This is a genomic window from Leucobacter sp. GX0328, from assembly GCF_053567315.1.
Genome location: NZ_JBSGPC010000001.1, coordinates 1,370,277 through 1,394,190, shown reverse-complemented (window position 1 = coordinate 1,394,190; position 23,914 = coordinate 1,370,277). Strand labels below are relative to the sequence as shown.

The following is a 23,914-nucleotide window of genomic DNA, read 5'->3' as shown; positions in this document are numbered from 1 at the left end:
AGATGCTCCTTTGCTTACTGTTGTTCTGCGTTTTCTCGAAGCCCGTGCTCATGCACGATGCTGAAGGTCTGGCGTCCGGTGGGATTCGCACATGCGCGACTTGGCCGGGTCTGGCGGGAGCGGGGTGTTCGCACCCCGCGGATGGATGAGGCGCGCATCCCGAAACTCCGTCAACCGCGTCCGCGATCCGCGATCCCTGTAGAAATCAGCCGTGCATGATGACGGTCTTCACTTCTGTCATCTCCTCGACCGTGGAGCGCACGCCCTCCTTGCCGTAGCCCGAGGCCTTCAGGCCACCGTAGGGCATGAGGTCGGCGCGCCACAGCGGCGTCCAGCCGAGATGCACGGAGCCGGCCTCGATCTCGCGCACGGCGCGGATGCCCTCGGTGAGCGTTCCGCCGAAGACGCCGGCGGCGAGGCCGTAGGGGGTGCCGTTAGCGGCGTCGATCGCGGCGTCGAAACCGTCGACGGTGGTGACGGCGACGGCGGGGCCGAAGAGTTCCTCCTGCGCGAAGGCCTGGCGGGTGTCGACGCCGGTCACGATCGCGGGCGAGATGAAGCCGCCATCGCGCTCGCCGCCCGTGAGCAGGTGCGCGCCGTCGCTGACGGCCTGTGCGATGCTGCTCTCGACGCGGCGCGCCTCGCGCTCGGAGATGAGCGGGCCGAGCGTGGTGCCCTCGGCGAAGGGGTCGCCCATCTTGATCTGCGCCACCTTCGGCTGCAGGGCATCGAGAAGATCGGCCTCGACGTCGCGGTGCACGATGACGCGCTGCACCGAGATGCAGACCTGGCCGCCGTTGACGTAGCCGCCCGCCGCGACCGCCGCGGCTGCCTTCTCGATGTCGGCGCCGGGCAGGATCACGGTCGGCGACGACGCGCCGAGCTCGAGCGACAGCTTCTTCACGCCGGCGATCGAGGCGATGCGCTCGCCCACCCCGGTCGAACCGGTGAACGAGATCTTGCGCACGCGGCGGTCGGTGACGAGCGCGTCGCCGAGCACGCCGCCCGAGCCCGTGATCACCGAGATGACCCCCTCGGGCACGCCGGCATCGACGAATACCTGCGCGAGCGCGAGCGCCGTGAGCGGGGTGGCCCCCGCCGGCTTCAGAATGACGGCGTTGCCCGCCGCGAGGGCCGGGCCGACCTTGTGCAGAACGAGCAACGCCGGGTAGTTGAACGGGGTGATGGCGACGACGACGCCGACGGGCTGGCGCAGCGTGAAGCCGAGCTTGTCCTGCCCCGTGCCGGGGTTCGCGTCGAGCGGCAGCGAGTCGCCGTACAGCTGGGTGCCCTCGTGGGCGGAGAGCCTGATGATCGCGCCCGAGCGGCGGGATTCGCCGAGGGCCTCAGTGAGCGGCTTGCCGTTCTCGGCCGAGATGACGGCGGCGATCTCGTCGGCGCGCGCATCGGCGAGATCGGCGGCGCGGTTCAGGATGGCGGCGCGCTCGTGAGCCGGGGTGCGGCCCCACTTCGCGGCGCCGGCGGCCGCTGCAGTCACCGCGGCCTCGACGTCGGCGACGGTGGCGACGGCGACCTCGCCGATCGCGCGGCCGTCGAACGGCGAGAGCACCTCGGCGCGTGCGCCGCCCTGGGCGCCCCGCCACTCCCCGCCGATCAGCAGATCGTAGTTGCCGTATTCACGCGTGTCCTGCGTGTGCTGCGTGCCCTGTGCGCTCATGGGTTCACTCTCTCATCCTTGAAACTTGGACCGGTCCAAATTGTACGCATGTCGCGCCGGTTCCGTCAACCGCCCATGGCACACTGGGTCGAGACCCGACGCGAAGGAGCACCATGACCGCAACGCCCGCCCTGCTCGCCACCTGCTGGACCACGGCGGGCACCGCCATGCCCGGGCCGGAGCGCGATCGGAGCCCGATCCCGATCGAGGATCGCATCGCCGCCGCGGCCGCCGGCGGATGGGCCGGGTTCGGTCTCGCGCACACCGACCTCATGGCGCATCTCGAACGCGGCACGCTCGCCGAGCTGAGGCAGCGGCTCGACGACCACGGCATGCAGCACGTCGAGCTCGAGCTCATCGAGCACTGGTGGGCCGACGACGAACGGCGGGCGACCTCCGACCGTGTGCGGCGCGACCTCTTCGCGGCGGCCGAAGCACTCGGCGCGCGCACCGTGAAGATCGGCCCCGAGACCGCGGGGCTCCCCGTCGACGACGACCGCTTCGCCGCCGCGTTCGACGCGCTCGCCACCGAGGCGGCCGAGCACGGCACTCGCGTCGCCTACGAGTTCCTCCCCTTCGCGACCCATGGCCCGTCGCTCGAAGACGGCATCGACCTCGTCACGAAGGTCGCGAACCCGGCCGGCGGCCTGTGCATCGACATCTGGCACGTCGCCCGCCCGCGCACCGACTACACGGTCATCGCCGAGCGCGTGCCCGGCGAATACGTCTTCTCGGTCGAGCTCAACGACGGCGCCCCCGAACCGGTCGGCACGCTCTTCGAGGACACCGTGCACCGGCGTCTGCTGCCCGGCGAGGGGTCGTTCGACGTGCCGGCCTTCATCGACGCCGTGCGCGCGACCGGGTTCGACGGGCCGTGGGGCGTCGAGATGCTCTCGGATCGCCACCGTTCGCTGCCGCTCGAGCGGGGTCTCGCCGAGGCGCGCGATGCGGCCCTCGCCTGCTTCGCCGAGGCCAACCGCCGGGTCAGCTGAGGCCCGCTGCCGCTGCCCTTCTGCCCCTGCGGGCGCGGGCGCGGGCGCGGCCGCGGGCGCTCGATGCGACAAGGAGGCGCGAATTGGGGTCTCGCAGTGGCGCGAACCCCAATTCGCGACCCTTTGTCGACGAGGTCGGAGCCGGTAGGCCGCCGCGAGGCCCCCACCGGCACCGACGGTAGCCGACCGGCACCGACAGTCGCCCACCGGCACCGACGGTAGCCGACGGGTAGCGACCGAACGTGTCAGCCGGCGACGGACGAGCCGCGCACGACGAGGCTCGGCTCGATGAGCACCTCGTGATGGGGGCCTGCGGCGGCGCCAGTACCCGGGGCACCGGCCGCCGGGTAGGCGGCAGCGAGTAGAGTTTCGGCGGCCTCGCGGCCGATGCGGCGGTTGTCGGGGTCGACGCTGGTGAGCGAGATGCGCGGGATCGCCGATAGCGTCGTATCGTCGTATCCCGTGACACGGCACCCGCCCGGCACCGGCACGCCCGCCGCCTCGAGCGCGGAGATGACGGCGACGGCGGTGAGGTCGTTGACCGCGACGATCGCCTCGGGAAGGCGCTTCTCGGCGAGCAGCCGCTCGACGGCCAGGCGGGCACCGGTCTCGGTGAAGTCGGCGCGCTCGACGCGCGCGTCGGCGCCGAGGCCGCGCTGCTCCGCGATACCGCGGAACGCCCGCTCGCGCGACGCCGACACGGTGCCGCCGTCGCCGCCGACGAAGACGATGCGCCTGATGCCCTGCTCGAGGAGGTGGTCGACGACGAGGCCGATCCCTGCCGCATCATCGGTGCGCACCGTCGCGACGGTGTCGTCGGTCGCGTCGATCGCGCTCGCGACCACCGTCGGCACGGTGTGGGTGAGCTCGGCGAGCCCGCTGAACTCGGGGATCGTGCCGATCGTGAGCAGGCCCGACGGGCGCAGGTCGCGCAACACCGCGAGGTTGTCGCGGTCGAGCACCGTCTCGCCGCTGCCATCGTCCACCTGCGCGCTCACGATCATGGTGCGACGCCCTGCCTCGCCGAAACGGGCCTTCGCAGCGGCGACGATGTCGGCGAAGAGGGGGTTGTGCAGGTTCGAGACGAGGATGGCGATGAGGTCGCGGCGCCCGGCCGAGAGCGACTGCGCGACGAGGTTCGGGCGGTATCCGAGGCGCTCGGCGGCCAGCAGCACGCGCTGCCGGCGCTCCTCGCTGACGTTCTCGCCGCCGTTGAAGACGAGCGAGACGAGCGATTTCGAGACGCCGGCCTCGCTCGCGACGTCGCGGATGGTGGGGGGACGTTTGCGCGCGGGAGCGGGCACCGGCGTCGGCGCGGTCATGGGTGCGCTCTTGCGCTCGGTGCCGCCCGTTTCCTGCTCTGTCTTCACGTCCACGCCTCCATCGCCGCGGCCGCGCCGCTGTCCGCGCACCAGTCTACGCGTGGACCGGTCCAGAGCGCTCGGCGAGCCGAAACTGGGGGTCACCCGCGATTCAGCGACGCCTCAGGAGACCCCGTGATCGGCTGAACGTACGATGCCGTGGTCTCGCGCTTGATGAGCGTCGGCCTCGACGGTGAGTCCTCGGCGTGCCTCGCTGGTTCGGCAATCCGACTCAGGGCGAGTTCCGCAGCTCGACGCCCGAGTTCGAAGCCATGCAGGTCGACAGTGGTCAGCGCCGCACCGGGGAGCCGGCTTCCCGCTGTATTGTCGTGCCCGATCACCGATACGTCTACCCCTGCGCGCAGTCCGCGAGCCGCGAGGGCGTCGAGCACTCCGAGCGCTGCCTGGTCGTTATGCGCGAAAATCCCCGTCGGCCGCTCGACCGAGTCGAGCACCTCTCCAATATCGCGGGCCGCAGCTTCGCGGGACCATTCGCTCTGCACCACCCGAGGAGGAAGGCCCGCCCGCTCCATTACCGCGAAGTATCCGTCGCGCCGCCCCCGGTAGCCGTCGTCGGGCGGATTCGCGAGGAATGCGATCCGTCGGTGCCCCATGCGAATAAGGTACTCGGTAGCGAGGCGACCGCTCTCGAGATCATCGGAGTACACGCTGTCGATGCCATCGATCTTCCGCGTGACGACCACAAGGGGCAAATCCTTCGCCACCTCACTCGCCTCCGCATCGGACATGAGGAGCCCGATGGCGATGGCGACATCGACCCGGCTCTGTTTCAGGGTCTCGAGCGCGGAACGATCGCGATTGCCACCGAGCTCGCCTACTGTCAGCACGAGGGGAATACCCTCCCTGTCAGCGACTTCCCGAACACCGTCGAACACGTCGGCATAGAGGTCGTTGTGCAGATCTTGCAGAAAGACGCCGATCGTGTCGCCGCTGCTGCTCGCGAGCCGCGCCGCAACACGGTTCGGAGAGTAGCGCAGCTCGCGTCCGACCGCGAGAATACGCTCCCGCGTCGCCTCGCTCACACCGGGAAGGTTGCGGTACGCCAATGAGACGAGCGCCCGCGATACTCCCGCGCGCTTCGCAACGTCCTCCATTGTGGTCCGTGCCATCGTGCCCTCCGGCGCAGCCTATGGTCGGGGCCGCTGTTCTTCTTCAGATTGACTAGCTTACATTTGGCCTGTGTCGGCGAAGTCAGACGGTCACCAGCCCGCCGCTGACGTTGAGGGATTCGCCGGTGATCTCTGACGCGAGATCCGATGCCAGGAAGGCGATCGCCGCGGCGATATTCTGCGGCCCCTGCATCCGGCCGAGCGGAATGGGCGCGGCCCACACGCCGTAGGCCTCCTCGTAGCTGATGCCCCGCTCCTCGCTGGTGTGGCGGATGTTGTTCTCCATCATCGGCGTGAGCACAGTGCCCGGGGCTACCGAGTTGACCCGCACTCCCTGGGGCGCGAGCTCCGCCGCCAGGGATCGCGTGAAGCCGATCACCCCGGCTTTGCTCGCGCTGTACACCGTGATACCGGGGTTACCGACCTTCGCGGCCTGCGACGCCAGGTTGATCACCGATGCGCCATCACCCGACCGGATGAGCGCCGGCACGAGCTCGCGCGTGAGCGCGATGACAGCTCGCAGGTTCACGTCGAGCACGAAGTCGAGGTGCGCGTCATCGGTGTCGACGAGTGCGATCTCCTTGCCCACGCCGGCGTTGTTCACGAGGGTGTCCAAGCCGCCCAGGCGCTGTTCGACCTCGCCGGCCGCGCGCTCGATCTCGTCGAGGCTGCTGAGATCGGCAGGGATCGCGATAACCGCTTCCTGCGCCGCTTCCGAGAGCGAGGCCACCGCCGCGTCGAGCGCATCGCCGGGGCGGTCGAGCACTGCTACTCGAGCCCCCGATCGGGCGAAGAGGCTTGCGACGCCGTATCCGATGCCCGAGGCGGCGCCGGTGACAAGCACCCGTCGGCTCGTGAAGTCCCAGTTGAGGTTTCCCATGTCGTGTTGTTCCTTTTTCCTCTCCGCGCCGCATAGCCCCGGAGAATCGTGTTGCGGTTTCCAGCGAGCGTCTCTAACGGAACGAGCCGACGCGGAAGCTCTCCATGATGTGCTTGTGCATTAGCGCGTAGGCCAACACGAGCGGAATGATGCTGATGATCTGGCCGGCCATCTGCGCTCCAATATCGACGCTGTATTGAGCGCTGAAGAGCAGCAGGCCGGGCGCGACCGTCGTGCTCGCCGGGTCGACGAGCAATGGCAGCGTGTGAGACAGGTTGTTCCAGGCGTAGATGAAGCTCAGCAGCACGGTACTGAGAATCGGGCCTTTCGACATCGGCACGGCGATCGTCCAGAAAATGCGGATTTCCGAGGCACCGTCGACCTTCGCGGCCTCGATCACGTCGTTGGGGAACGACGCGAAGAACGCGTACATGAGCACGACATTGAGCGGAAGCCAGCCCGCAGCGAATACGAGGCCGATCATGAACGGGTTGCTGCGGATGCCGAAGTCACCGGTGACACTGAAGAGCGGAATGATCACTGCCAGGAACGGCAGCGCGTACAGCACATAGTAGAGACGTTCGAAGGCTGCCGACATCGGGCCGGTCTTGCGCGCGATCGCGTACGCGGCCATCGTACCGGCGATCACACTTGCCCCGACGGCAGCTATCGAGAAGAGCGCCGTGTTGAGGAAGTAAAGCGACATCGATTCGCCGACCGCAACGCCCTCCCACCCGCGCACGTAGTTATCGAAGACCCAGGTGGTCGGCAAACCCAACGGGTCGGCGACGATCTGCTTCGACTCCTTGAATGAGCCGAGCAGGATGGTAATCGTCGGTAGCACCGTCATGATCGCGTAGAGGCCGACGACGACGGTCGCGACCCACCCCCAGGGGCCTCGAGGCTTGCGTCGGCTGCGAGTTGCTGCTTTGCCCGCATTCGCGGAGGAGATGAGTTGCGTGTGAGTGATCGTGCTCATTTCCGTTCCCTACTGGTTGCTGATCTTCGACGGACGGAAGAAGAGGGTGTATGCCATCGACGCCGCGACGATGATGATGGTGCCGACGAACCCGGCTACGCTCGCGTATCCGAAGTCTCCGAGGGTGAAGCCCTCACGGTAAATGAACGTCGACAGGATGTCGGACGCCTTGCTCGGCCCGCCCTGCGTGAGTGCGTAGACAGTATCGAGCTGCTTGAAGTTGCCGATGATCTGCAGACCAATCACGACGACGAGCACATCCTTCGTCATGGGCAGCGTCACCTTCCAGATCCTCTGCCAAGCATTCACCCCGTCAAGCGTGGCTGCCTCATTGATCGACTCAGGGATATCGTTCATCGCCGACACCATGAGGATCATCGGAATGCCGACGTACTGGATCGTCGCGATGAATGTCACGACCCAGAGCACCAGGTTCGGGTCACTCAACCAGTGCGGCGACCATGCCGGGTTGATCTGCTGCAGCAATGGGTTCACCCACCCGAGCTCGGGATCGAGCGCGTTCTTCCATGCCAACGCGTACATCGTCGGCGGCAAGATGACGGGCAGGAAGATGATGAACTTGAGAGTGTTCGAGAGCGGAATCTTGCGATGGAACGCAATGGCGAACGCCGTACCCAGAATGACCGTGCCGCCCGCTGCGAGCACCGTCAGGGCGAAGGTCCTCAGCAGAGCCCAGAGCGCATCCGGATCGGTGAAAAGTCGGGTGAAGTTATCGAACCCGATCCACTGCGCATTTCCGTAGCCGGGCCAACGCTGGAACATGAGTGGGATCGACGTAAGCGCCGGCCAGATCGTGAACAGAACCACGAGCACGATGGCCGGGGCGGTGAACGACCAGAACAGCTTCTGAGAAGCCCCGTGGGAGGACCGGCCTTCGGCAGACTTCGGGTTTCGCGGTTTCGCTTTGACCTGTGTTGTAGACATGATGACCCTTCCCGGGGGAGCGGTTCGCACCGCTCCCCCGGTCTCGCGGCTGACGGATTAGGAGTGCTGCTCGCGATACGTGCTCGCGGCGTCCTGCAGCGCAGCTGCGGCATCCTTCGCGCTGACGCGACCGGACATCACACCGGAAACCACCGATTCCGAGAACTCCTGCTCGACGCTGGCGGGCAGCATCGTGAACCAGCCGGGCGCCTGCGGCGCCGTCTGGTACTGTTCGACGATGCTCGTGAGAATCGGGGATTCGATGACCTTCGACAGGTCGACATCCTCGCGGGCCGGGACCTTGTTCATCCCGTCCTCGACGACTGCCTTCGAAGTGAGGTACGAGATGAAGCTCTTCGCAAGCTCGGGGTTCTTCGCCCCCTGTGGCACCAGGAACGAGTCTAGAGAAACACCGTGCGCGGTGGGCTCATCGCCGAGCGAGGGGAAGAGCGCCCAATCCCAAGTGAAGCCTTCGGGCTCGTAGACCGGCGGTACCCAGCTGCCCATGATCCAGGTCGGCGACTTCTGCGTGTCGAAGAGCGTCTGTGACTGTTCGAACGTCAGACTGTCAACGCCCTGGGCGAAGTAGCCCTTCTCCCCCCATTCGCCCAGCTGCTCGAGCGCATTGACGACGCACGGATCAGTGTATTCAGCGCTCTTCTCGCCGCCCTTCTGCCAGTTCGTGGAGATCTCGGTGTAGAGGTCTGTGCCGCACGAGGTCTGGAGCAGCGACCCGAAGAGGTATTCAACGAAGGGGTTGCCGGGTACCGAGAGCGGGGTGAGCCCTGCATCCTTCGCAGCCTGGAGAGAATCGCTGAACTCGTCGACGGAGGCGAAGGTGTGCGTCTCGGGGTCGGGAGCCGCGCCGCCGAAGCTCGCCCACTGCTCGGTATCCATGTACACGTACGGCAGCAGCGTAAGTGCCACCGGCACCGAATACTTCTTGCCGTCGGAGGCAGTTGCGAGGTCGACGGTCGTGCCGCTGACGACCGATTCGAGGTCGTTCTCCTTCCACACATCGTCGAGGGGCTGCAGCGCGCCGGCTGCGATCCAGTCTTCCATGTAGGCGTCCTGCAACGTGTACGAGACGACGTCGGGCGCATCGCTCGAGGTGAACAGCCGGCCGCCGGACTCGCGCATCTGCTCGTTCGTGATGCCACCGACCTTGATCTTCGCGTCGGGGTGCTCCTTCATGAACGAGTCGGCTGCAGCCTGCACGAAGGGCCAGTCGCCATACACCTGAACGTTCAGATCACCGGAATCGGGGCTTCCCTCTACTGACGATCCGCTGGCACCGCACCCGGTGAGCGCGAGCGCGGCAGCCAAAGAAAGCGGCAGTGCCGCGGTCATTACACGGCGTGATTTCTGAGACACCGTGACCTCCTTGTCGCTTATGTGGGCGGAACAGCTTCGTTCCGTCGAACTAAAACTAGAGCGCTTTAGTTCGCTTCGTCAAGTACCATTTTCTCTCCACCATGCAATCAGGCGATCCGCTCAGCACCCTCCACAGTCATTAGCCTGGCGAGAATTCGTCATTTATTCATGTCTTATCAGGCATTTATTTACAAACAATCCACTATCAACTACCCAAAAGCAGCAACGACGACACCCACACCTTTCGCGGCAACCAGAAATCACGCTTGACATCAAAAACTAAAGCGCTCTAGCATCGCAATCGTCAACCGCACCCATATGGCGAAGGAGCCGTACCCAATGTCCAGCACGCCTGACACCGCCTCCCGCATCGGCATCGCCCCCGATTCCTGGGGAGTGTGGAACGCCGTGGATCCGGCGCAACCGGGCCCCGAACAGTACTTGCGCGAGGTCACCGAGGCTGGTTTCCACTGGACCGAACTCGGCCCCTACGGCTACCTTGGCACCGACCCCGCAAAGCTCCGGGATGACTTCGACGCGCACGAGCTCGAGCTTTCTGCGGGAACGGTCTTCACTGGGCTCCACCGGGGAGGCAACGAGACCGAGAAGGCCTGGCTCGCCGTGAGCGAGGTCGCAAAGCTCGTCACCGCGCTCGGCGGCGAACACGTGATCGCGCTCCCCGAAATGTGGGAGCGCGGATCCGACGGAACAGTGCAGGGCGCCCGCGAGTTCACGAACCAGGAGTGGCAGGCGTTCACTGCGGGCCACGACGAGATCGGCAGACGCCTCCTCGAAGAATACGGATTGAAGCAGCAGTTCCACTCGCATGCCGAGAGTCCGGTCGGCTCGCATTTCGAGGTGATCCGCCTGCTCGAGAACACCGACCCCCGGTACACGAACCTCTGCCTCGACACCGGTCACCTCGCCTACTACTTCGGCGACAACATGCGCGTCATCTCTGAGCACCCCGACCGTGTCGGGTACCTCCACCTCAAGCAGGTCGAGCCCGATCTGCTCGCCCACGTGCTCAAGAACGACATCTCATTCGTCGACGCCGTCGCGCAGGGTGTCATGGTCGAGCCGCCCCTCGGCGTGCCCGCATATGCACCCATCCTCGAGGCGGCCGCGAAACACAACCCCGGCATCTTCGCGGTCATCGAGCAAGACATGTATCCCGTCGGCGACTTCACCGCCCCGCTGCAGATCGCGAAGCGCACCCACGACTACATCGCGGAGTGCGGCGCGCCCGCACGCTTCCGCTGACCCCTCAATGCATCGGATCGATCTCAAGCCGATGCACGCAGCACCCTTCAGATCGCCACCATCAGAACCCCGTCATTTTTCTCAGAGGAGACCACCTATGTCACAGCCCATCCGCGTCGGCGTGATCGGAGCCGGCATGGCCGGCCAGGCCCACGCCTTCGGTTACCGTAACGCCATGATGACCCCGGCCGCTGACATCGACGTCGAGCTGGTCGCGATCGCAGACCCGAACCTCGCGCTCGCGCAGTCCGTCGCCCATCGCTACGGGTTCACCGAGGCGGTGTCCGATGTCGACGCCTTCATCGCGCGAGATGACATCGACGTGGTCAGTGTAGCCCTGCCGAACTTCCTGCATGCCGAAGTACTGCCCAAGGTCATCGCTTCGGGCAAGCACCTCTTCGCCGAGAAGCCGATCGGTACCACCGCCGAGGAGTCCGCTCGGCTTCAGGCGCTGGCCGAGGCCTCCACCGCCGTCACCGGAGTCGGCTTCTCGTTCCGACGCTTGCCCGGCCTCGCAGCACTCGCCGCTGCCGTGCGCGACGGTCGTCTCGGCGAGATCCACACCGTACGCGGGTGGTACTACGCCGACTACGCCGCAGACCCCGCGGGTGCGCTCTCCTGGCGCTACTCGCAGCAGCAGTCGGGCGGCGGAGCGCTGCTCGATATCGGCGCCCACGCAATCGACGCCCTCCATTTCGTCGCGGGACCCATCACCGAGGTACTGAACGCGACCCTGCGCACGGTGATCACCGAGCGCCCCGTACCGGCCAAGGGCACCATCGGTCACGGAGCCTCCGCATCGACCGAGACGGGCTCCGTCACGAATGACGACACCGCGCTGCTGTCGGTCGAATTCGCATCGGGTGCCGTCGGGCAGATCGCTCTCAGTCGCATCGCTTCGGGCACGCCGAACTCGCTCGGAGTCGAGATCATCGGCTCACGAGGCAGCGCGAAGTTCGATTCGATCTCCTCAGGCGAGTTCCACATCTTCGAGAACTCTGGGAGCGACTCTGCCTACAACGGCGCCCGCCGCGTCTTTACCGGGCCGGAGCACCCCTACTTCGCTGAGGTCGCGGCAATGCCGGGCGCGGGCGTCGGCACCGGCTATGCGGAGGCCTTCACTGCCGAGATCCAGGAGTTCCTCCGCTGCGTCGCGGCCGGCCGCCCGATGGACACGGATTTCGCGACGGCCACCCAGATGATGGGGGTTGTGCACGCCGCATTGCAGTCCGCAGCAAGCGGCACTAGGGCGAAAATCGCCTGATCCCGAGCTTCGGCGGTGAACCTTCGTCCATCGCCGAATCACCGGTGCGCGCTCCATCCTGTGTCGTTACAAGTACACGCGCACCCTCCAGCTGGTCAGGTGATGCTCTCCGCGCGCGATCCTGAGCACCGACTGGCCAGCTGGGCCGTTCTACTCCCCCGCGGGGGCGCCGCCGGGCTGCACCGTCGGGTCGGCGGGCGCCTGGAAGAATTGGAAGATGCCGTTGTCGCCGGCTATCTCACCGCCCTGCGCGAAGTAGAGCAGAAACCCGAGCGCACCGATGATGAGCATGCTGAACACGACGATGCGCAGGATGCGCTGCTGCTTCTGCTCGTCCATCACGCGCTCTCCCTCATTCGACTGCCCGGCTTCTCGTCCAGCACCGAGCCTACGCCGCGAACGCTGCCGCGAACGCATCGAGCGCGATGTCGGGGTCGCCGCTCGCCCAGGCTTCCACCCCGATCACGCCGGAGTAGCCGAGCGAGCGCAGCGCCGCGGCGACCGCCTCGTACCGAATCTCACCGGTGCCCGGCTCGCAGCGCCCCGGCACGTCGGCGACCTGGATCTCGCCGATCCACGGCAGCGCCTCCGTCACGAGCTCGATCAGATTCCCCTCGCCGATCTGCGCGTGGTACAGGTCGAGGTTCAGGCGCAGATTCGGGTGATCGACCCCGCGCACGAGCGCGAGCGTGTCGGCTGCGCGGGCGAACGGCGTGCCCGGGTGGTCGACGGCGAGGTTGAGATTCTCGAGCACGAACGTGCGCCCCGCGGATTCGCCCAGGGCAGCGATTTCGCGCAGCGTGTCGGCTGCGCGCACCCAGTCCTCGCCGGTGACGCTCTCGCGCGGCACGACCGGCAGGCCGCCCTCGCCGAGCCCGGTGCCGTGCAGGTTGAGGCGCGGCGAATCGATGACGGCTGCCGCCTCGAGCGAGAGCTTCGCGGTGGCGATGAGTTCGGCGCGCCCTTCGACGGTCGTGAGGTCGCCGCGGAGGTATCCGGTCATCGATGAGAACTCGGCTCCTGTGGCGGCGAGCGCCTTGAGATCCTTATTGCTCCAGTCCCAGATCTCGACGAGGAAGCCGCGCTCGTGGATGCGGCGCACGCGCTCCTCGATCGGCAGGTCCAGGAACAGCATCTCCGCGCAGGCGGCGAGGCGGTAGCTCATCTTCGGTGATCCCTCTCTCGTGTCGACAGCTCTCATGAGCAGCTCAGATGACCGCGCCGCGGTCGTCGAGCGCGACCGGGGCGCCCCGGGTGACCGATTCGATGCAGGCCAGGGCGATCACGAGCGCGGCGCGGGCATCTGCGCCGGTGGCTCCGGCGACTGGGCCGCCGTTTCGGATCGCGTCGACGAACGACACGAGCTCATCCGTGTAGGCCTGGTGGAACAGGTCGATGTTGAGTCGCGTGGTCGGTGCTGCAGCGCCGGCTCCGGAGTAGTGGCGCGTGCTCGTCGCACGTACGTCGCCGGCGGTGACCATGCCGCCCGAGCCGAACACTTCGCCGCGCACGTCGTAGCCGTAGGCCGCCGAAAAGTTGGCCTCGGCGCTCGCGAGTGCGCCGTTGCTGTAGCGAATGGTGACCATGGCGGTGTCGAGCAGGCCCGACTGCTTGAAGTCGGGGTACGCGAGCGCGTCGGCGACGGCGAACACCTCGACGGGTCGGGCGTCGGCGTTGAACCAGTTGAGCGTGTCGAAGTCGTGGATGAGGGTCTCGAGGAAGATGGTCCACGGCTTCACCGCGCCCGGGTTCGGGATGCCGGGGTCGCGGGTGAGGGATCGCAGCAGCTGCGGGGTGCCGATGCCGCCGTCGGCGACGATCTGGTGCGCCGACGCGAAGTCGCGCGAAAAGCGACGGTTGAAACCGGTCTGCAGCGGCACGCCCGCGTTCTTCGCGGCGAGGATCGCGCGGTCGGCGTCTTCGAGAGTGAGCGCCATCGGCTTCTCGACGAACACGGCCTTGCCCGCCTCGGCGGCTGCGACCACGAGGCCGGCGTGGGTGAACGCGGGCGACGAGATGACCACGCCGTCGACGTCGGGATCGGCGAACACCTCTGCGGCATCGAGCACGGTCTTCGAAACGCCCAGCGGTGCGGCGACGCGCTCGGCGGCGCCCGGCACGGGGTCGGCGACGACCGCGAGTTCGGCGCTGGGAATGCGCTGCGCGATCGTCTCGGCGTGGAAGGCTCCGATCCACCCGGAGCCGATGAGGCCGAGACGGACGGGGGTTGCGGTCTTCGCATGGGTGGTCGCGTCGGTCATGGCGAGTCTCCTGGTTCGTAGCGATGCATCACGGACTCCGCATGCCGTAAAGCAGGTCTCGCCGTGTTCGAGAGCGACGATAGCAGCGAAAACTAGAACGTGCTAGTAGTGGATTCGCGACACGCCGAAACCGGCCGCGAACCACCCCCATGCAGGCCGCGGGCGCGACCTCGACGAGAGCCACGGGACGGTCAGTTCGAGATGACCGGGCGGTCAGTTCGCGGGCGCCGGCCCCGTGCTGCTGCGCACGGCGAGCGTCACCGGCACGCGGTGATGGACGGGGCCGGCGCTGCTTTCGGGGCACTCGATCCGCGCTTCGGCCGCGTCGATGGCGAGCGCCGCCATACGTGCCGGGTCGGGGCGTACGCTCGTCAGATCCAGGTACGGGAGGCGCGCTGCGCTGCTGTCGTCGAACCCCACGACCGACATCCCCTCGGGCACCGCGACGCCCGCGCGGATCAGCATACTCGTCACCCCGGACGCGCAGCGGTCGTTCGCGCAGATGAGCGCCGTCGGCCGCACCCGCCGCGCGAGCAGCGCCTGAGCCGCGCGGCTCCCGCCGACCTCGGTGTACCCGCTCTCGACGACGTCGATGTGGCTCGCCAGCCCGGCCTCTGCCATCGCGGCGGTATAGCCCGTCAGCCGTTCGACGGCGTTCGGGCCTTCGGCCGGCCCGACGTAGACGATATCCCGGTGCCCGAGACCGGTCAGGTGCGAGACCGCGAGAGCGATGCCCGCCTCGTTCTCGACGCGCACATCGTCGTGCTCGTCGCCGTTCGAACGCGGGCCGCCGAGCATCACCGCGGGAATGGCGTCGGGCAGCTGCGTCACGGTGCCGGCTTCGTCTTCGGCCGCGAGCACGATCAGGGCTTCGATGCGCTGCCCCATCAGCTCGTCGAGCGCTGTGCGCTGCGGCCTGCCTGGGCCCATATGGCTCAGCGCGAGCGTGTAGCCGCGCCGTTCGGCCTCGGCGTAGAGCGCGTCGACGAGGTCGGCCTCGAACGGCTGGCGCATAGTGAACAGCACGCCGAGCCGCCGACTGCGCCGCAGTCGCAGCATTCGCGCGGAGTCGTCGGGGTAGTACCCGATCTCGCGCGCCGCAGCCAGCACGCGCTCGCGCGACTCATCCGACGCCCCCGGGGCGCCGCGCAGCACGATCGACACGAGCGGCCGCGAGAGACCGACCCGGTCGGCGACGTCCTGCATCGTCGGGCGCCGCGGGCCGCGACGTCCGTCAGCACGCCCGTCGTCTACCGCTTTCGCCGCCACCCCCTCATTGTGGCACGGGGCCGAAGCCCCTTGCGCGTGCGGCCGACGACGCGCCGCCGTGCGGCCGCAGGCCGGATACTAGAACTCGACCGCGACGACGACGCCCTCGGTCGCCGAGCGCTGCGCGGCATCGGCGAGCACGAGCGCTGCACGGCCGTCTTCGAAAGTCGGGCTCGTCGAGGCCTCGCCGCGAGCGAGCTTCACGAACTCGGCGAGCTCGTCGGAGTACGCGCGGGCGTAGCGCTCGAGGAAGAATTCGGGGTACGGGCGCTTCGCCTCGACCGCGGAGGCGCCCGAGAAGCTCACGAGCGTCGACGGTTCGTTCGAGACCTGCAGCATGCCCTGGCCGCCGAACGCCTCGATGCGCTGGTCGTAGCCCGCCGAGCTGTGGCGCGAGTTCACGATGGTGACGATGGCGCCCGACGCGGCGCGCAACGTGGTGACCGCGGTGTCGTAGTCGCCGTGCTCGCGCGCGCCGGCATCGAAGGTCTGCGTGCCGGTCGCGCTGACCGAGACGATATCGTCGACGAAGAAGCGCGCCATGTCGAAGTCGTGGATGGTCATATCGCGGAAGATGCCGCCCGAGACCTTCACGTAGTCGGCCGGGGGCGCCGCGGGGTCGCGGCTGATGATGACGAGCTGCTCGAGCGCGCCGACCTCGCCGGCCGCGACGCGGGCGCGGGCCTCGGCGAAGGCGGGGTCGAAGCGGCGGTTGAAGCCGAGCGCGACCGGCACGCCGCTCGACTGCACGAGGGGGCGCAGCGCGTCGACACGCGCGATGTCGAGGTCGATCGGCTTCTCGCAGAGCACCGGCAGGCCGGCCTTGACCGACGCCTCGATGAGGTCGACATGGGTCGGGGTCGGGGAGGCGATCAGCACGGCGTCGATCTCGCCCGAAGCGATGAGCTCCTCGGGCGAATCGGTCGCAGTGCCGCCGAAGCGCTCGACCACGTTGTGCGCGCCCGAGATGAAGGGGTCGGCGACCCACGCGAGCGTTGCGTCGGGCGACGCTGCGATGCTGGCGGCGTGGACCTGGCCGATGCGGCCGGTTCCGATCAGGCCGAAGCGGATGGGCTGCTGCGTCATGGCGGGTCCTCTGAATTCTTCTCTGCGGTGAGCGCGGCGCGGAGTTCAGCGCCTGGTATGTGCAGACATTCTGCCGCGTTCAGTATAAGAGGATTGGACCGGTCCGAACAGTGGCGAAACACGGTCTTTTCTCTCCAGGGATCTCCACGCACACTTCCCAGAATCGCTCCGGGCGACATTCCTCGCCCGTCGAACGCTCGACGCCCGCACACGACCGAGCCGTGGAGCCATATGGCCCACCCGCGCGGCACCGGTGGTTCATTCGGCTCCACGACATGGATTCGTGATGCGCGGGAACCGGAGTGCTCTGACGAGACCGGAGGACTCGACAGATGTCGGCGAACTCGACCGAGGTCGGCGAGTTCAGCCGCGGTCGGCCGCAACCGCCGCCGTCGAGCCGCGCACCACGAGCCGCGGCTCGAACAGCTGCTGAGCGCTCGACGCGCGCACGGCATCGGCCCCCGGCCGCGAGCCGATCAGATCCGTCAGCCGCCGCCCGGCGGCCTCGCCGAGTTCGCGCACATCGCCGCTCACCGTCGTCAGCGAGATCAGTTCGTAGGCGGCGAGCGGCGAATCGTCGTAGCCGACGACCGAGAGGTCGCGGGGCACGGTGAGCCCGCGATCCCTGGCCGCGCCGATCACCCCGACCGCCATCGGGTCGTTGACCGCGAACACGGCCGTCGGTGCGGGTGCCGCACCGGGCACCGCGGCCTCGTCGAACAGCACGGCCGCCGCGGCGCGTGCCGCCGCCTCGCTCGTCTGATCGGCCCGCACGACCCGGGGCGCGAGCCCGCGATCGCGCATCTCGACGAGATAGCCGGCCTCGCGCGCAGCGGCGCTCGCCCCGGGAGCCGAGACGCAGACGATCTCGCGGTGCCCGAGCTCGGCGAAATGCGCGGCCGCGAGCCGACCGCCGTGCTCCTCATCGCTCGCGATGACCGGCGCGTGCGGCACCTCGATCGCTCGCGTACCGAGCACCACCGCGGGCACCGTCAGGCGCGCCACCGCGTCGGCCGAAGCCTCGCCCGCGAGCACCACGCCGTCGACGCGCAGGGCGCGGAACGCCTCGAGCGGGTCGAACCCGAGATGCGCGTTGAGCGCCGCGTCGGCGACGCTCAGGCTGTAGCCGTCGGCGGCGAGCGCCGAGCGCAGGCCCGCGAGCGCGTTCGCGAACCAGAGGTTCTCGAAGTCGTCGATCACCACGCCGACGCTGCGGGTGCGCGTGCCCGCGAGCCCGGCGGCGAGGCGGCTCGGCGTGTAGTTCAGCTCGTCGACCGCGGCGAGCACCGCCTCGCGCTTCTCGTCGCTCACCTTCGGGGAGCCGCGCAGCACCAGCGACACGAGCGATTTCGAGACGCCCGCGCGCTCGGCGACGTCGTAGATCGTGGGCGTCTTTCGCATCGTTCCCTCGCTCTCAGAATTCGCTGCGGTGTTTCGCATTGACAACCGGTCGAGGTCAAGGTTACCGTAAACTCAATGGAGCGCTCCAACGCAGTCACAGCAAGGCGAACGACACCGCCGCATCATCGCGTCGCACCGGCAGCACCACCGCATCCGAAGCACCCGAATTCCCCCGAAAGGATCACCATGGCCGCACACTTAGGCGTCGCCGTCATCGGAGCCGGCATGGCAGGCAAGGCGCACGCCGCCGCCTACCGCGCAGCCGCGTCCGTCTACAAGCCGACGCTCCCCGAAATCCGTCTCGTCTCGATCGCCGACATCAACGAGGAGCTCGGCCGCGAGGCCGCCGCCCGCTACGGCTTCGAGCGCCACGACGCCGACTGGCGCGCCATCGTCGCCGACGACTCGATCCAGGTCGTGAGCGTCGTCGTCGCCAACTTCCTGCACCGCGAGATCGTCGAGGCGCTGCTCGCCGCAGGCAAGCACGTGCTCTGCGAGAAGCCCCTCAGCGACACCATCGACGATGCCCGCGCCATGGCCGACGCGGCGAGCGCCGCCGAAGCGAACGGCACGATCGCGCGCATCGGCTACAGCTACCTGCGCGCACCCGGCATCGCGTTCATGCGTCGACTCATCGACGACGGCCGCCTCGGCGAGATCCTGCACTTCTCGGGCCGCTACTGGACCGACTACGGCTGCCGCCCCGACGCCCCCATGAGCTGGCGCTACCAGGGCCCGGCCGGTTCGGGCGCGCTCGGCGACGTCGGCAGCCACCTCTCGTACATCGCCGAGCACCTCTGCGGCGACGTGCGCTCGGTCTCGGGCGGCCGCTTCCACACCTCGATCGCCGAACGCCCGAAGCCCCTCGGCGCCATCGTCGGCCACACCCGCGGCAATGTCAGCGACGAGCTCGCCCCGGTCGAGAACGACGACTACGCGACGTTCAACGCCGAGTTCGAGCGCTGCGTCGGCACCCTCGAGGTGTCGCGCGTCGCCGCCGGCCACCCGAACGACCTGTACCTCGAGGTGTTCGGCTCGAAGGGCGCCGCCCGCTGGAGCCAGCGCGTGCCCGGCGAGATCGAGGTCATGCTGCACGAGGACGGCGAGGGGAGCGACGACGTCGCCGGCTACCGCACGGTCTCGCTCGGCCCCGCGCACCCGCACTACGCGGGCGGTTGGGCGATGGATGCGCCGGGCGTCGGCGTCGGCCAGAACGACCTCTTCGTGCACCAGGCGCGCGCGTTCCTCGAAGAAGTGGCAGGGATCCCTGTCGAAGCATCGCTGCCGCGCTGCAAGACCTTCGCCGACGGCGTGCACAACATGGAGTTCCTCGCAGCGGTCGCCGAGTCGGCAGCCCGAGGCGGGGCGACCGTCGCGGTCGAGAACTGAGAACTGAGAACTAGGGAGAACTGGACATGAAGCTCGGCGTCTACAACGCGATTCTGCACGACCGCAGCCTGCCCGAGGCGATCGAGGTCGTGCAGCGCCTCGGCCTCACCGGCATCGAGATCAACTCGGGCGGCTTCCTCGCCCCCGTGCACATCCCGAACCGCGACGACATCCTCGCCTCCGACACTGCCCGCGACGAGTACCTCGGCCTCTTCGAGGGCACCGGCGTCTCGATCGCGGGCCTCAACTGCAACGGCAACCCGCTGCACCCGAAGGCGCTCATCGGCGACGCGCACGCCGCAGACGTGCGCCGTTCGATCGAGCTGGCGGCCCGACTCGGGCAGGATCGCGTCGTCACCATGTCGGGCCTGCCCGGTGGCGAGCCCGGCGCGACCGTCGCCAACTGGGTCGTGAACGCCTGGAACTCGGCCGCGCTCGACGTGCTCGACTACCAGTGGGACATCGCGGCGAGCTTCTGGCGCGAGATCGACCGCTTCGCCGCCGACCACGGCGTGAAGGTCGCGCTCGAGCTGCACCCGCAGAACCTCGTGTTCAACTCGGCCGACGTGCACAAGCTCATCGAGCTCACCGGCGCCACCCATGTCGGCGTCGAGCTCGACGCCTCGCACCTGTTCTGGCAGCAGATGGATCCCGTCGCCGTCGTGCGCCACCTCGGCGAGCTCGTCTTCCACGCCGCCGCGAAGGATGTGCGCGTGAACCCCGAATTCGCGCAGCTCAACGGCGTGCTCGATAACTCGTTCCGCCGCCTCTCGGCCGACGAGCCCCGCACGAACCTCGGCGGCGACGAGTGGGCCAACGAGTGGCCGAAGCAGTCGGCATGGGATTTCGTGGCGCTCGGCCGCGGCCACGACACCGCGTTCTGGACCGAGTTCCTGAGCGCCCTGCGCGACATCGACCCCGGGATGTGGGTCAACATCGAGCACGAGGACGTGTCGCTCGGCCGCATCGAGGGCCTCGAGGTGGCATCGCAGGTGCTGCGCGAGGCGAACGCGGCGCTCTAGTGTGGTCGACAGGGATCATGACGCCGCGTCACTGATCCCTGTCGAATACTCGAACTCATATCACCGGATCGACCCCTCAGGAGAGCTCATGCGTATCGGACTCGTCGGCTACGGCGCCGGAGGGCGCATCTTCCACCTGCCGTTCATCCAGGCGGCGCCCGAGTGGGAGATCGTCGGCGTCGTGACACGGTCGGCCGGGCGCCGCGCCGAGCTCGCGGCCGACGTGCCGGGGCTTCGAGCCTTCGATTCGCTCGACGATCTGATCGATGCGGGCGTCGACGCCGTCGTGATCACGACCCCGCCGAGCACCCGCCGCGAGCTCGTGCTGCGCGCTCTCGAACGCGGCGTGCACGTCGTCGCCGATAAGCCCTTCGCACCGGATCTCGCGACCGCGCAGGAGCTCGTCGACGCCGCCGCTGCCGCGGGCACCTGCCTCACCGTCTTCCACAACCGGCGGCAGGACACCGACTTCCTGACGCTGCGCGCAGTGGTCGCCTCGGGAGAGATCGGCACGCCGATGCGCGCCGACTTCGTGCTCGACCAGGCAGACCCCGCGTCGCGCGAGATCGCCGTCGGCGGCGGCCTGCTGCGCGACCTCGGCGCGCACGTCGTCGACCAGGCGACGCAGCTGTTCGGGCCGGTCGCACGGGTCGATGCGCACCTCGACTGGCTCGACGTGCCGGGCGGCCGCGTCGACTGCGGCTTCTCGATCGCGCTGCATCACGAGTCGGGCGCCTTCAGCCAGGTGTCGTCGAGCCGGCTCGGCCTGCGCGACGAACGCGGCATGATCGTCTACGGCAGCGAGGGATCGTACGCGTCGCGCATGCACGATGTGCAGGTCGACCAGACCTTCGCGGGGCTGCGCCCGAACACCGCCGAAGACTGGGGCGTCGAGGCCGAGGAGCGCTGGGGCACCCTCGCGACGGCCGCGGGGTCGCGCCGCATCGCGCCGGTCGCGGGCGACTACACCGACTACTACCGCGGCCTGCACGCCGCACTCGCCGCGGGCGAGGAGCCGCCCGTGCGCCTCGCGGAGGCCCTGCACACGGTCGCCATTCTCGATGCGGCGCGCGAGAGCGACGAACTCGGCTGCTCGGTCGAGCTCTAGGCCGGATTCGGCCCGATCCCTCTTCCGCCGCTGTTTCTCGGGATCGGCGCGCGCGACAAGGGGTCGCGAATTGGGGTGTTTTCGCGGGAGTCACCCCAATTCGCGCCCCCTTGTCGCCGGTGGAGCACTGCCGGCGACCCGAGCCGCCGCCGGCGCCCCTACGCCAGCGCTTCGCGCAGCACCGCGGCCGCCTCGGCCACGCCGTCGGCGCCGCCGACCGCGACGTCCTCGTGCTCGATCGAGAGCGCGCCGTCGTAGCCGGCCGCGCGCAGCGCCGCGACGAACGAGCGCCAGTAGGCTGCATCGTGGCCCCGCCCGACGGTCACGTAGTTCCAGGAGCGCTCAGCCGGGTGGTGCACCGTGAGCCCCTCGAGGCGGCTGCGCACGGCGACCGACTCCTCGATGCGGGTGTCTTTCGCGTGCACGTGCTGGATCGCGCCGCCGAGTTCGGCGATCGCGGCGAGCGGGTCGGCGCCCATCCAGAAGAGGTGGCTCGGGTCGAAGTTCACGCCGACGATGTCGCCGACCGCCTCGCGCAGCCGCAGTGCCGAGGGCACGTTGTAGACGAGCTGGTTGGCGTGCATCTCGACGGCGAGCTTTGTGACGCCCTGGGCGCGCGCGAAGTCGGCGAACTCCGCCCAGTACGGCAGGGCGATGTCGTTCCACTGGTGCTCGAGCATCTGCGTCGTCTCGGGCGGCCACGAGGTGGTGATCCAGTTCGGCATACGGTCGCCCGGGGTTCCGGCCGGGAGCCCCGACATGAGCACGACGGTGTCGAGGCCGAGCTCGCCCGCGAGGCGCACGGCGTCGCGAGTCATGCCGTCGGCGCCTGCCTCGGTCGGGTGCAGCTGATTGCCGCTCGCGTTGATCGCCGAGATCGCGAGCCCGTGGTCTTCGACCTTGCGCAGCAGCTCGCCCTGCGCGGCAGGCGAAGCGAGCAGTGCGGGTGCGTCGATGTGCGGCTTGGGCGACCAGGTGCCCGCGCCGAACTCGACGGTCGTGGCACCGACGTCGCGCGAGTGCGCCAGCGCCGCGTCAAGGCCGAGTTCGGCCAGGCTGTCCGTCAGAACGCCGATGTGCATGGATCCGCTCCTTCTGCGCGAGGTGTGTTGACACTCCAGTTTAGAGCGCTCTAACCTGGATGCAAGAGGGAGCACCGAACTCGTCGCCGCCGCGATTCCCGACAGGGATCCACACGCTCGGCGATCCCTGTCGAGGTGCCGCACGCGCCCGAGAAGGAGCCCCATGACCGCAGCAGCGCCCACGACCGCCGATGCACTGCGCATTCCCGACCCGCGCACGCCCGCGCCCGAGACGGCGCCGGTGCTGAACTGGGGCGTCATCGGGCCGGGCCGCATCGCCGAGCAGTTCGTGAGCTCGCTCACCCGGCACTCGACGCAGCGGGTCGCCGCGATCGCGTCGCGCGACGAGGCCCGCGCTCGTACCTTCGCCGACAAGCACGGTATCGACCGCGCCTACGGCAGCACCGAGGCCATGCTCGCCTCCCCCGGCATCGACGTCGTGTACGTCGCGACGCCCCACGTCTTCCACCGCGAGGGAGCGCTGGCCGCGCTGAACGCCGGCAAGCACGTGCTCGTCGAGAAGCCGCTCGCGATGAACGCCGCCGAAGCCGAAGAGATCGCGCGCGCCGCCCAGGATGCCGGCCTCTTCGCGATGGAGGCGATGTGGCCGCGCTTTCTGCCCGTCGCCGACTCGATCAGGCAGCTGCTCGAGACAGGGGCGCTCGGCGAAGTGCGCCACCTGCGCGCCGACCTCGGCGAATACTTCGCTCCCGACCCCGCGGGGCGGCTCTTCGACCCGGCGCTCGGCGGCGGCTCGCCGCTCGACCTCGGCGTCTACCTCACCGCGTTCTCGTCGTTCGTCTTCGGCGGAGCCCCGTGCTCGGTGACCGCGACCGGCCGCCGCGCCTTCACCGGCGTGGTCGCCGACGCCGCCTTTGCGCTCGAGTACCCGACGGGCAGCGCGCAGCTCTACACCACGCTCGAGACCCGCACGCCCACGGCGGCGTTCATCGCCGGCTCGCGCGCGACCCTCGCGGTGGGCTCGCCGTTCTACGCGCCGAGCGAGCTCACCCTCACGGCCGCCGACGGCTCCGAGAGCGTGACGCGCAGCTTCGAGCCGCAGTCGCAGACCGCCGGGCTTTGCTACGAGGCCGCTGCAGTCGCGCGGGCGATCGACGCGGGTCTCACGCAGTCGGAGCTGCTGACCCCGGCCGACAGCATCGCCTCGTTGCGCGTGCTCGACGAGATCGAAGCGGCGATCCCTGGCGCGTAGCTTTCACCCGCGCCGCCCATCACCGGTGCCCTTGCGCACGAGCGGTGCCGTTACGCACTGCGCATAGCAGCACCGCGCGCGCATAAGGGCACCTTCCACCAACAGGGGCACGGGCACGGGCAGCCGCGCACCGGTCCTGGACACGCCTCGGCCCCCGCACCCCGCGCGAAGCGGGAGACGGGGGCCGAGGTGCTTTCCGGGGCGCGTACACGAACGC

21 protein-coding genes are annotated in these 23,914 nt (G+C 68.6%); 7 read left to right on the top strand and 14 right to left on the bottom strand.

Features of this window, described 5'->3' with window-relative positions; genetic code table 11:
• Positions 1-205: 205 nt before the first annotated feature.
• Complete coding sequence (locus ACUYTF_RS06375; RefSeq protein WP_434141891.1) at positions 206-1,678, bottom strand: aldehyde dehydrogenase family protein; 1,473 nt, start codon at positions 1,676-1,678, stop codon at positions 206-208.
• A gap of 113 nt (positions 1,679-1,791) precedes the next feature.
• Between ACUYTF_RS06375 and ACUYTF_RS06370 the strand changes: the two genes are divergently transcribed.
• Entirely contained in the window at positions 1,792-2,670 is an 879-nt protein-coding gene (locus ACUYTF_RS06370; RefSeq protein ID WP_434141892.1) for a TIM barrel protein, read from the top strand.
• A gap of 245 nt (positions 2,671-2,915) precedes the next feature.
• Here ACUYTF_RS06370 and ACUYTF_RS06365 read toward each other — a convergent pair whose 3' ends face one another.
• The 6 genes from ACUYTF_RS06365 to ACUYTF_RS06340 all read right to left on the bottom strand — a co-directional run bounded on the left by ACUYTF_RS06365 (position 2,916) and on the right by ACUYTF_RS06340 (position 9,339).
• Positions 2,916-4,040 carry a substrate-binding domain-containing protein gene (locus tag ACUYTF_RS06365; protein ID WP_434141893.1) on the bottom strand — a complete coding sequence of 375 codons (1,125 nt, stop codon included), beginning with the start codon at positions 4,038-4,040 and terminating at the stop codon, positions 2,916-2,918.
• 92 nt (positions 4,041-4,132) lie between these two features.
• On the bottom strand, positions 4,133-5,146 hold the full coding sequence (locus ACUYTF_RS06360; protein WP_449279493.1) for a LacI family DNA-binding transcriptional regulator: 1,014 nt from the start codon (positions 5,144-5,146) through the stop codon (positions 4,133-4,135).
• A gap of 97 nt (positions 5,147-5,243) precedes the next feature.
• Positions 5,244-6,041, bottom strand: a complete 798-nt coding sequence (locus ACUYTF_RS06355; protein ID WP_434141895.1) for a glucose 1-dehydrogenase — start codon at positions 6,039-6,041, stop codon at positions 5,244-5,246.
• Between the two features lie 73 nt (positions 6,042-6,114).
• A complete protein-coding gene (locus ACUYTF_RS06350) occupies positions 6,115-7,020 on the bottom strand; it encodes an ABC transporter permease subunit (protein WP_434141896.1) in 906 nt (301 codons plus the stop codon).
• Between the two features lie 9 nt (positions 7,021-7,029).
• Positions 7,030-7,965 (bottom strand): ABC transporter permease subunit, encoded by a 936-nt coding sequence (locus ACUYTF_RS06345; protein WP_434141897.1) that lies wholly within the window; start codon positions 7,963-7,965, stop codon positions 7,030-7,032.
• Positions 7,966-8,022: 57 nt separating this feature from the next.
• Entirely contained in the window at positions 8,023-9,339 is a 1,317-nt protein-coding gene (locus ACUYTF_RS06340; RefSeq protein ID WP_434141898.1) for an extracellular solute-binding protein, read from the bottom strand.
• Between the two features lie 339 nt (positions 9,340-9,678).
• On the opposite strand from ACUYTF_RS06340, the gene ACUYTF_RS06335 reads away from it, so the two are divergent.
• The gene (locus tag ACUYTF_RS06335; protein ID WP_434141899.1) at positions 9,679-10,602 is read left to right on the top strand and encodes a TIM barrel protein; all 924 of its coding nucleotides are present in this window, start codon (positions 9,679-9,681) and stop codon (positions 10,600-10,602) included.
• A 97-nt stretch (positions 10,603-10,699) separates the two neighbouring features.
• Positions 10,700-11,866 carry a Gfo/Idh/MocA family protein gene (locus ACUYTF_RS06330; protein WP_434141900.1) on the top strand — a complete coding sequence of 389 codons (1,167 nt, stop codon included), beginning with the start codon at positions 10,700-10,702 and terminating at the stop codon, positions 11,864-11,866.
• A 150-nt stretch (positions 11,867-12,016) separates the two neighbouring features.
• Here the strand turns inward: ACUYTF_RS06330 and ACUYTF_RS06325 are convergent, their stop codons facing one another.
• From ACUYTF_RS06325 to ACUYTF_RS06300, 6 genes are all read right to left on the bottom strand, one after another.
• Positions 12,017-12,205: a hypothetical protein gene (locus tag ACUYTF_RS06325; protein WP_434141901.1), complete on the bottom strand. Its 189-nt coding sequence runs from the start codon at positions 12,203-12,205 to the stop codon at positions 12,017-12,019.
• Between the two features lie 49 nt (positions 12,206-12,254).
• Positions 12,255-13,031, bottom strand: a complete 777-nt coding sequence (locus ACUYTF_RS06320) for a TIM barrel protein (RefSeq protein ID WP_434141902.1) — start codon at positions 13,029-13,031, stop codon at positions 12,255-12,257.
• Positions 13,032-13,074: 43 nt separating this feature from the next.
• On the bottom strand, positions 13,075-14,127 hold the full coding sequence (locus ACUYTF_RS06315; RefSeq protein ID WP_434141903.1) for a Gfo/Idh/MocA family oxidoreductase: 1,053 nt from the start codon (positions 14,125-14,127) through the stop codon (positions 13,075-13,077).
• Between the two features lie 213 nt (positions 14,128-14,340).
• The gene (locus ACUYTF_RS06310; RefSeq protein WP_434141904.1) at positions 14,341-15,396 is read right to left on the bottom strand and encodes a substrate-binding domain-containing protein; all 1,056 of its coding nucleotides are present in this window, start codon (positions 15,394-15,396) and stop codon (positions 14,341-14,343) included.
• A gap of 78 nt (positions 15,397-15,474) precedes the next feature.
• The gene (iolG, locus tag ACUYTF_RS06305; protein ID WP_434141905.1) at positions 15,475-16,482 is read right to left on the bottom strand and encodes an inositol 2-dehydrogenase; all 1,008 of its coding nucleotides are present in this window, start codon (positions 16,480-16,482) and stop codon (positions 15,475-15,477) included.
• A 363-nt stretch (positions 16,483-16,845) separates the two neighbouring features.
• A complete protein-coding gene (locus ACUYTF_RS06300) occupies positions 16,846-17,883 on the bottom strand; it encodes a substrate-binding domain-containing protein (RefSeq protein WP_434141906.1) in 1,038 nt (345 codons plus the stop codon).
• Positions 17,884-18,069: 186 nt separating this feature from the next.
• Between ACUYTF_RS06300 and ACUYTF_RS06295 the strand changes: the two genes are divergently transcribed.
• The 3 genes from ACUYTF_RS06295 to ACUYTF_RS06285 all read left to right on the top strand — a co-directional run bounded on the left by ACUYTF_RS06295 (position 18,070) and on the right by ACUYTF_RS06285 (position 21,402).
• The gene (locus tag ACUYTF_RS06295; RefSeq protein ID WP_434141907.1) at positions 18,070-19,272 is read left to right on the top strand and encodes a Gfo/Idh/MocA family oxidoreductase; all 1,203 of its coding nucleotides are present in this window, start codon (positions 18,070-18,072) and stop codon (positions 19,270-19,272) included.
• Positions 19,273-19,298: 26 nt separating this feature from the next.
• A complete protein-coding gene (locus tag ACUYTF_RS06290; protein ID WP_434141908.1) occupies positions 19,299-20,294 on the top strand; it encodes a TIM barrel protein in 996 nt (331 codons plus the stop codon).
• Between the two features lie 88 nt (positions 20,295-20,382).
• Positions 20,383-21,402, top strand: coding sequence for a Gfo/Idh/MocA family oxidoreductase (locus tag ACUYTF_RS06285; RefSeq protein WP_434141909.1), 1,020 nt, complete (start codon positions 20,383-20,385; stop codon positions 21,400-21,402).
• 158 nt (positions 21,403-21,560) lie between these two features.
• Here the strand turns inward: ACUYTF_RS06285 and ACUYTF_RS06280 are convergent, their stop codons facing one another.
• Complete coding sequence (locus tag ACUYTF_RS06280; protein WP_434141910.1) at positions 21,561-22,484, bottom strand: TIM barrel protein; 924 nt, start codon at positions 22,482-22,484, stop codon at positions 21,561-21,563.
• A gap of 163 nt (positions 22,485-22,647) precedes the next feature.
• Between ACUYTF_RS06280 and ACUYTF_RS06275 the strand changes: the two genes are divergently transcribed.
• Positions 22,648-23,697 (top strand): Gfo/Idh/MocA family oxidoreductase, encoded by a 1,050-nt coding sequence (locus tag ACUYTF_RS06275; RefSeq protein WP_434141911.1) that lies wholly within the window; start codon positions 22,648-22,650, stop codon positions 23,695-23,697.
• The last annotated feature ends 217 nt before the right edge of the window (positions 23,698-23,914 follow it).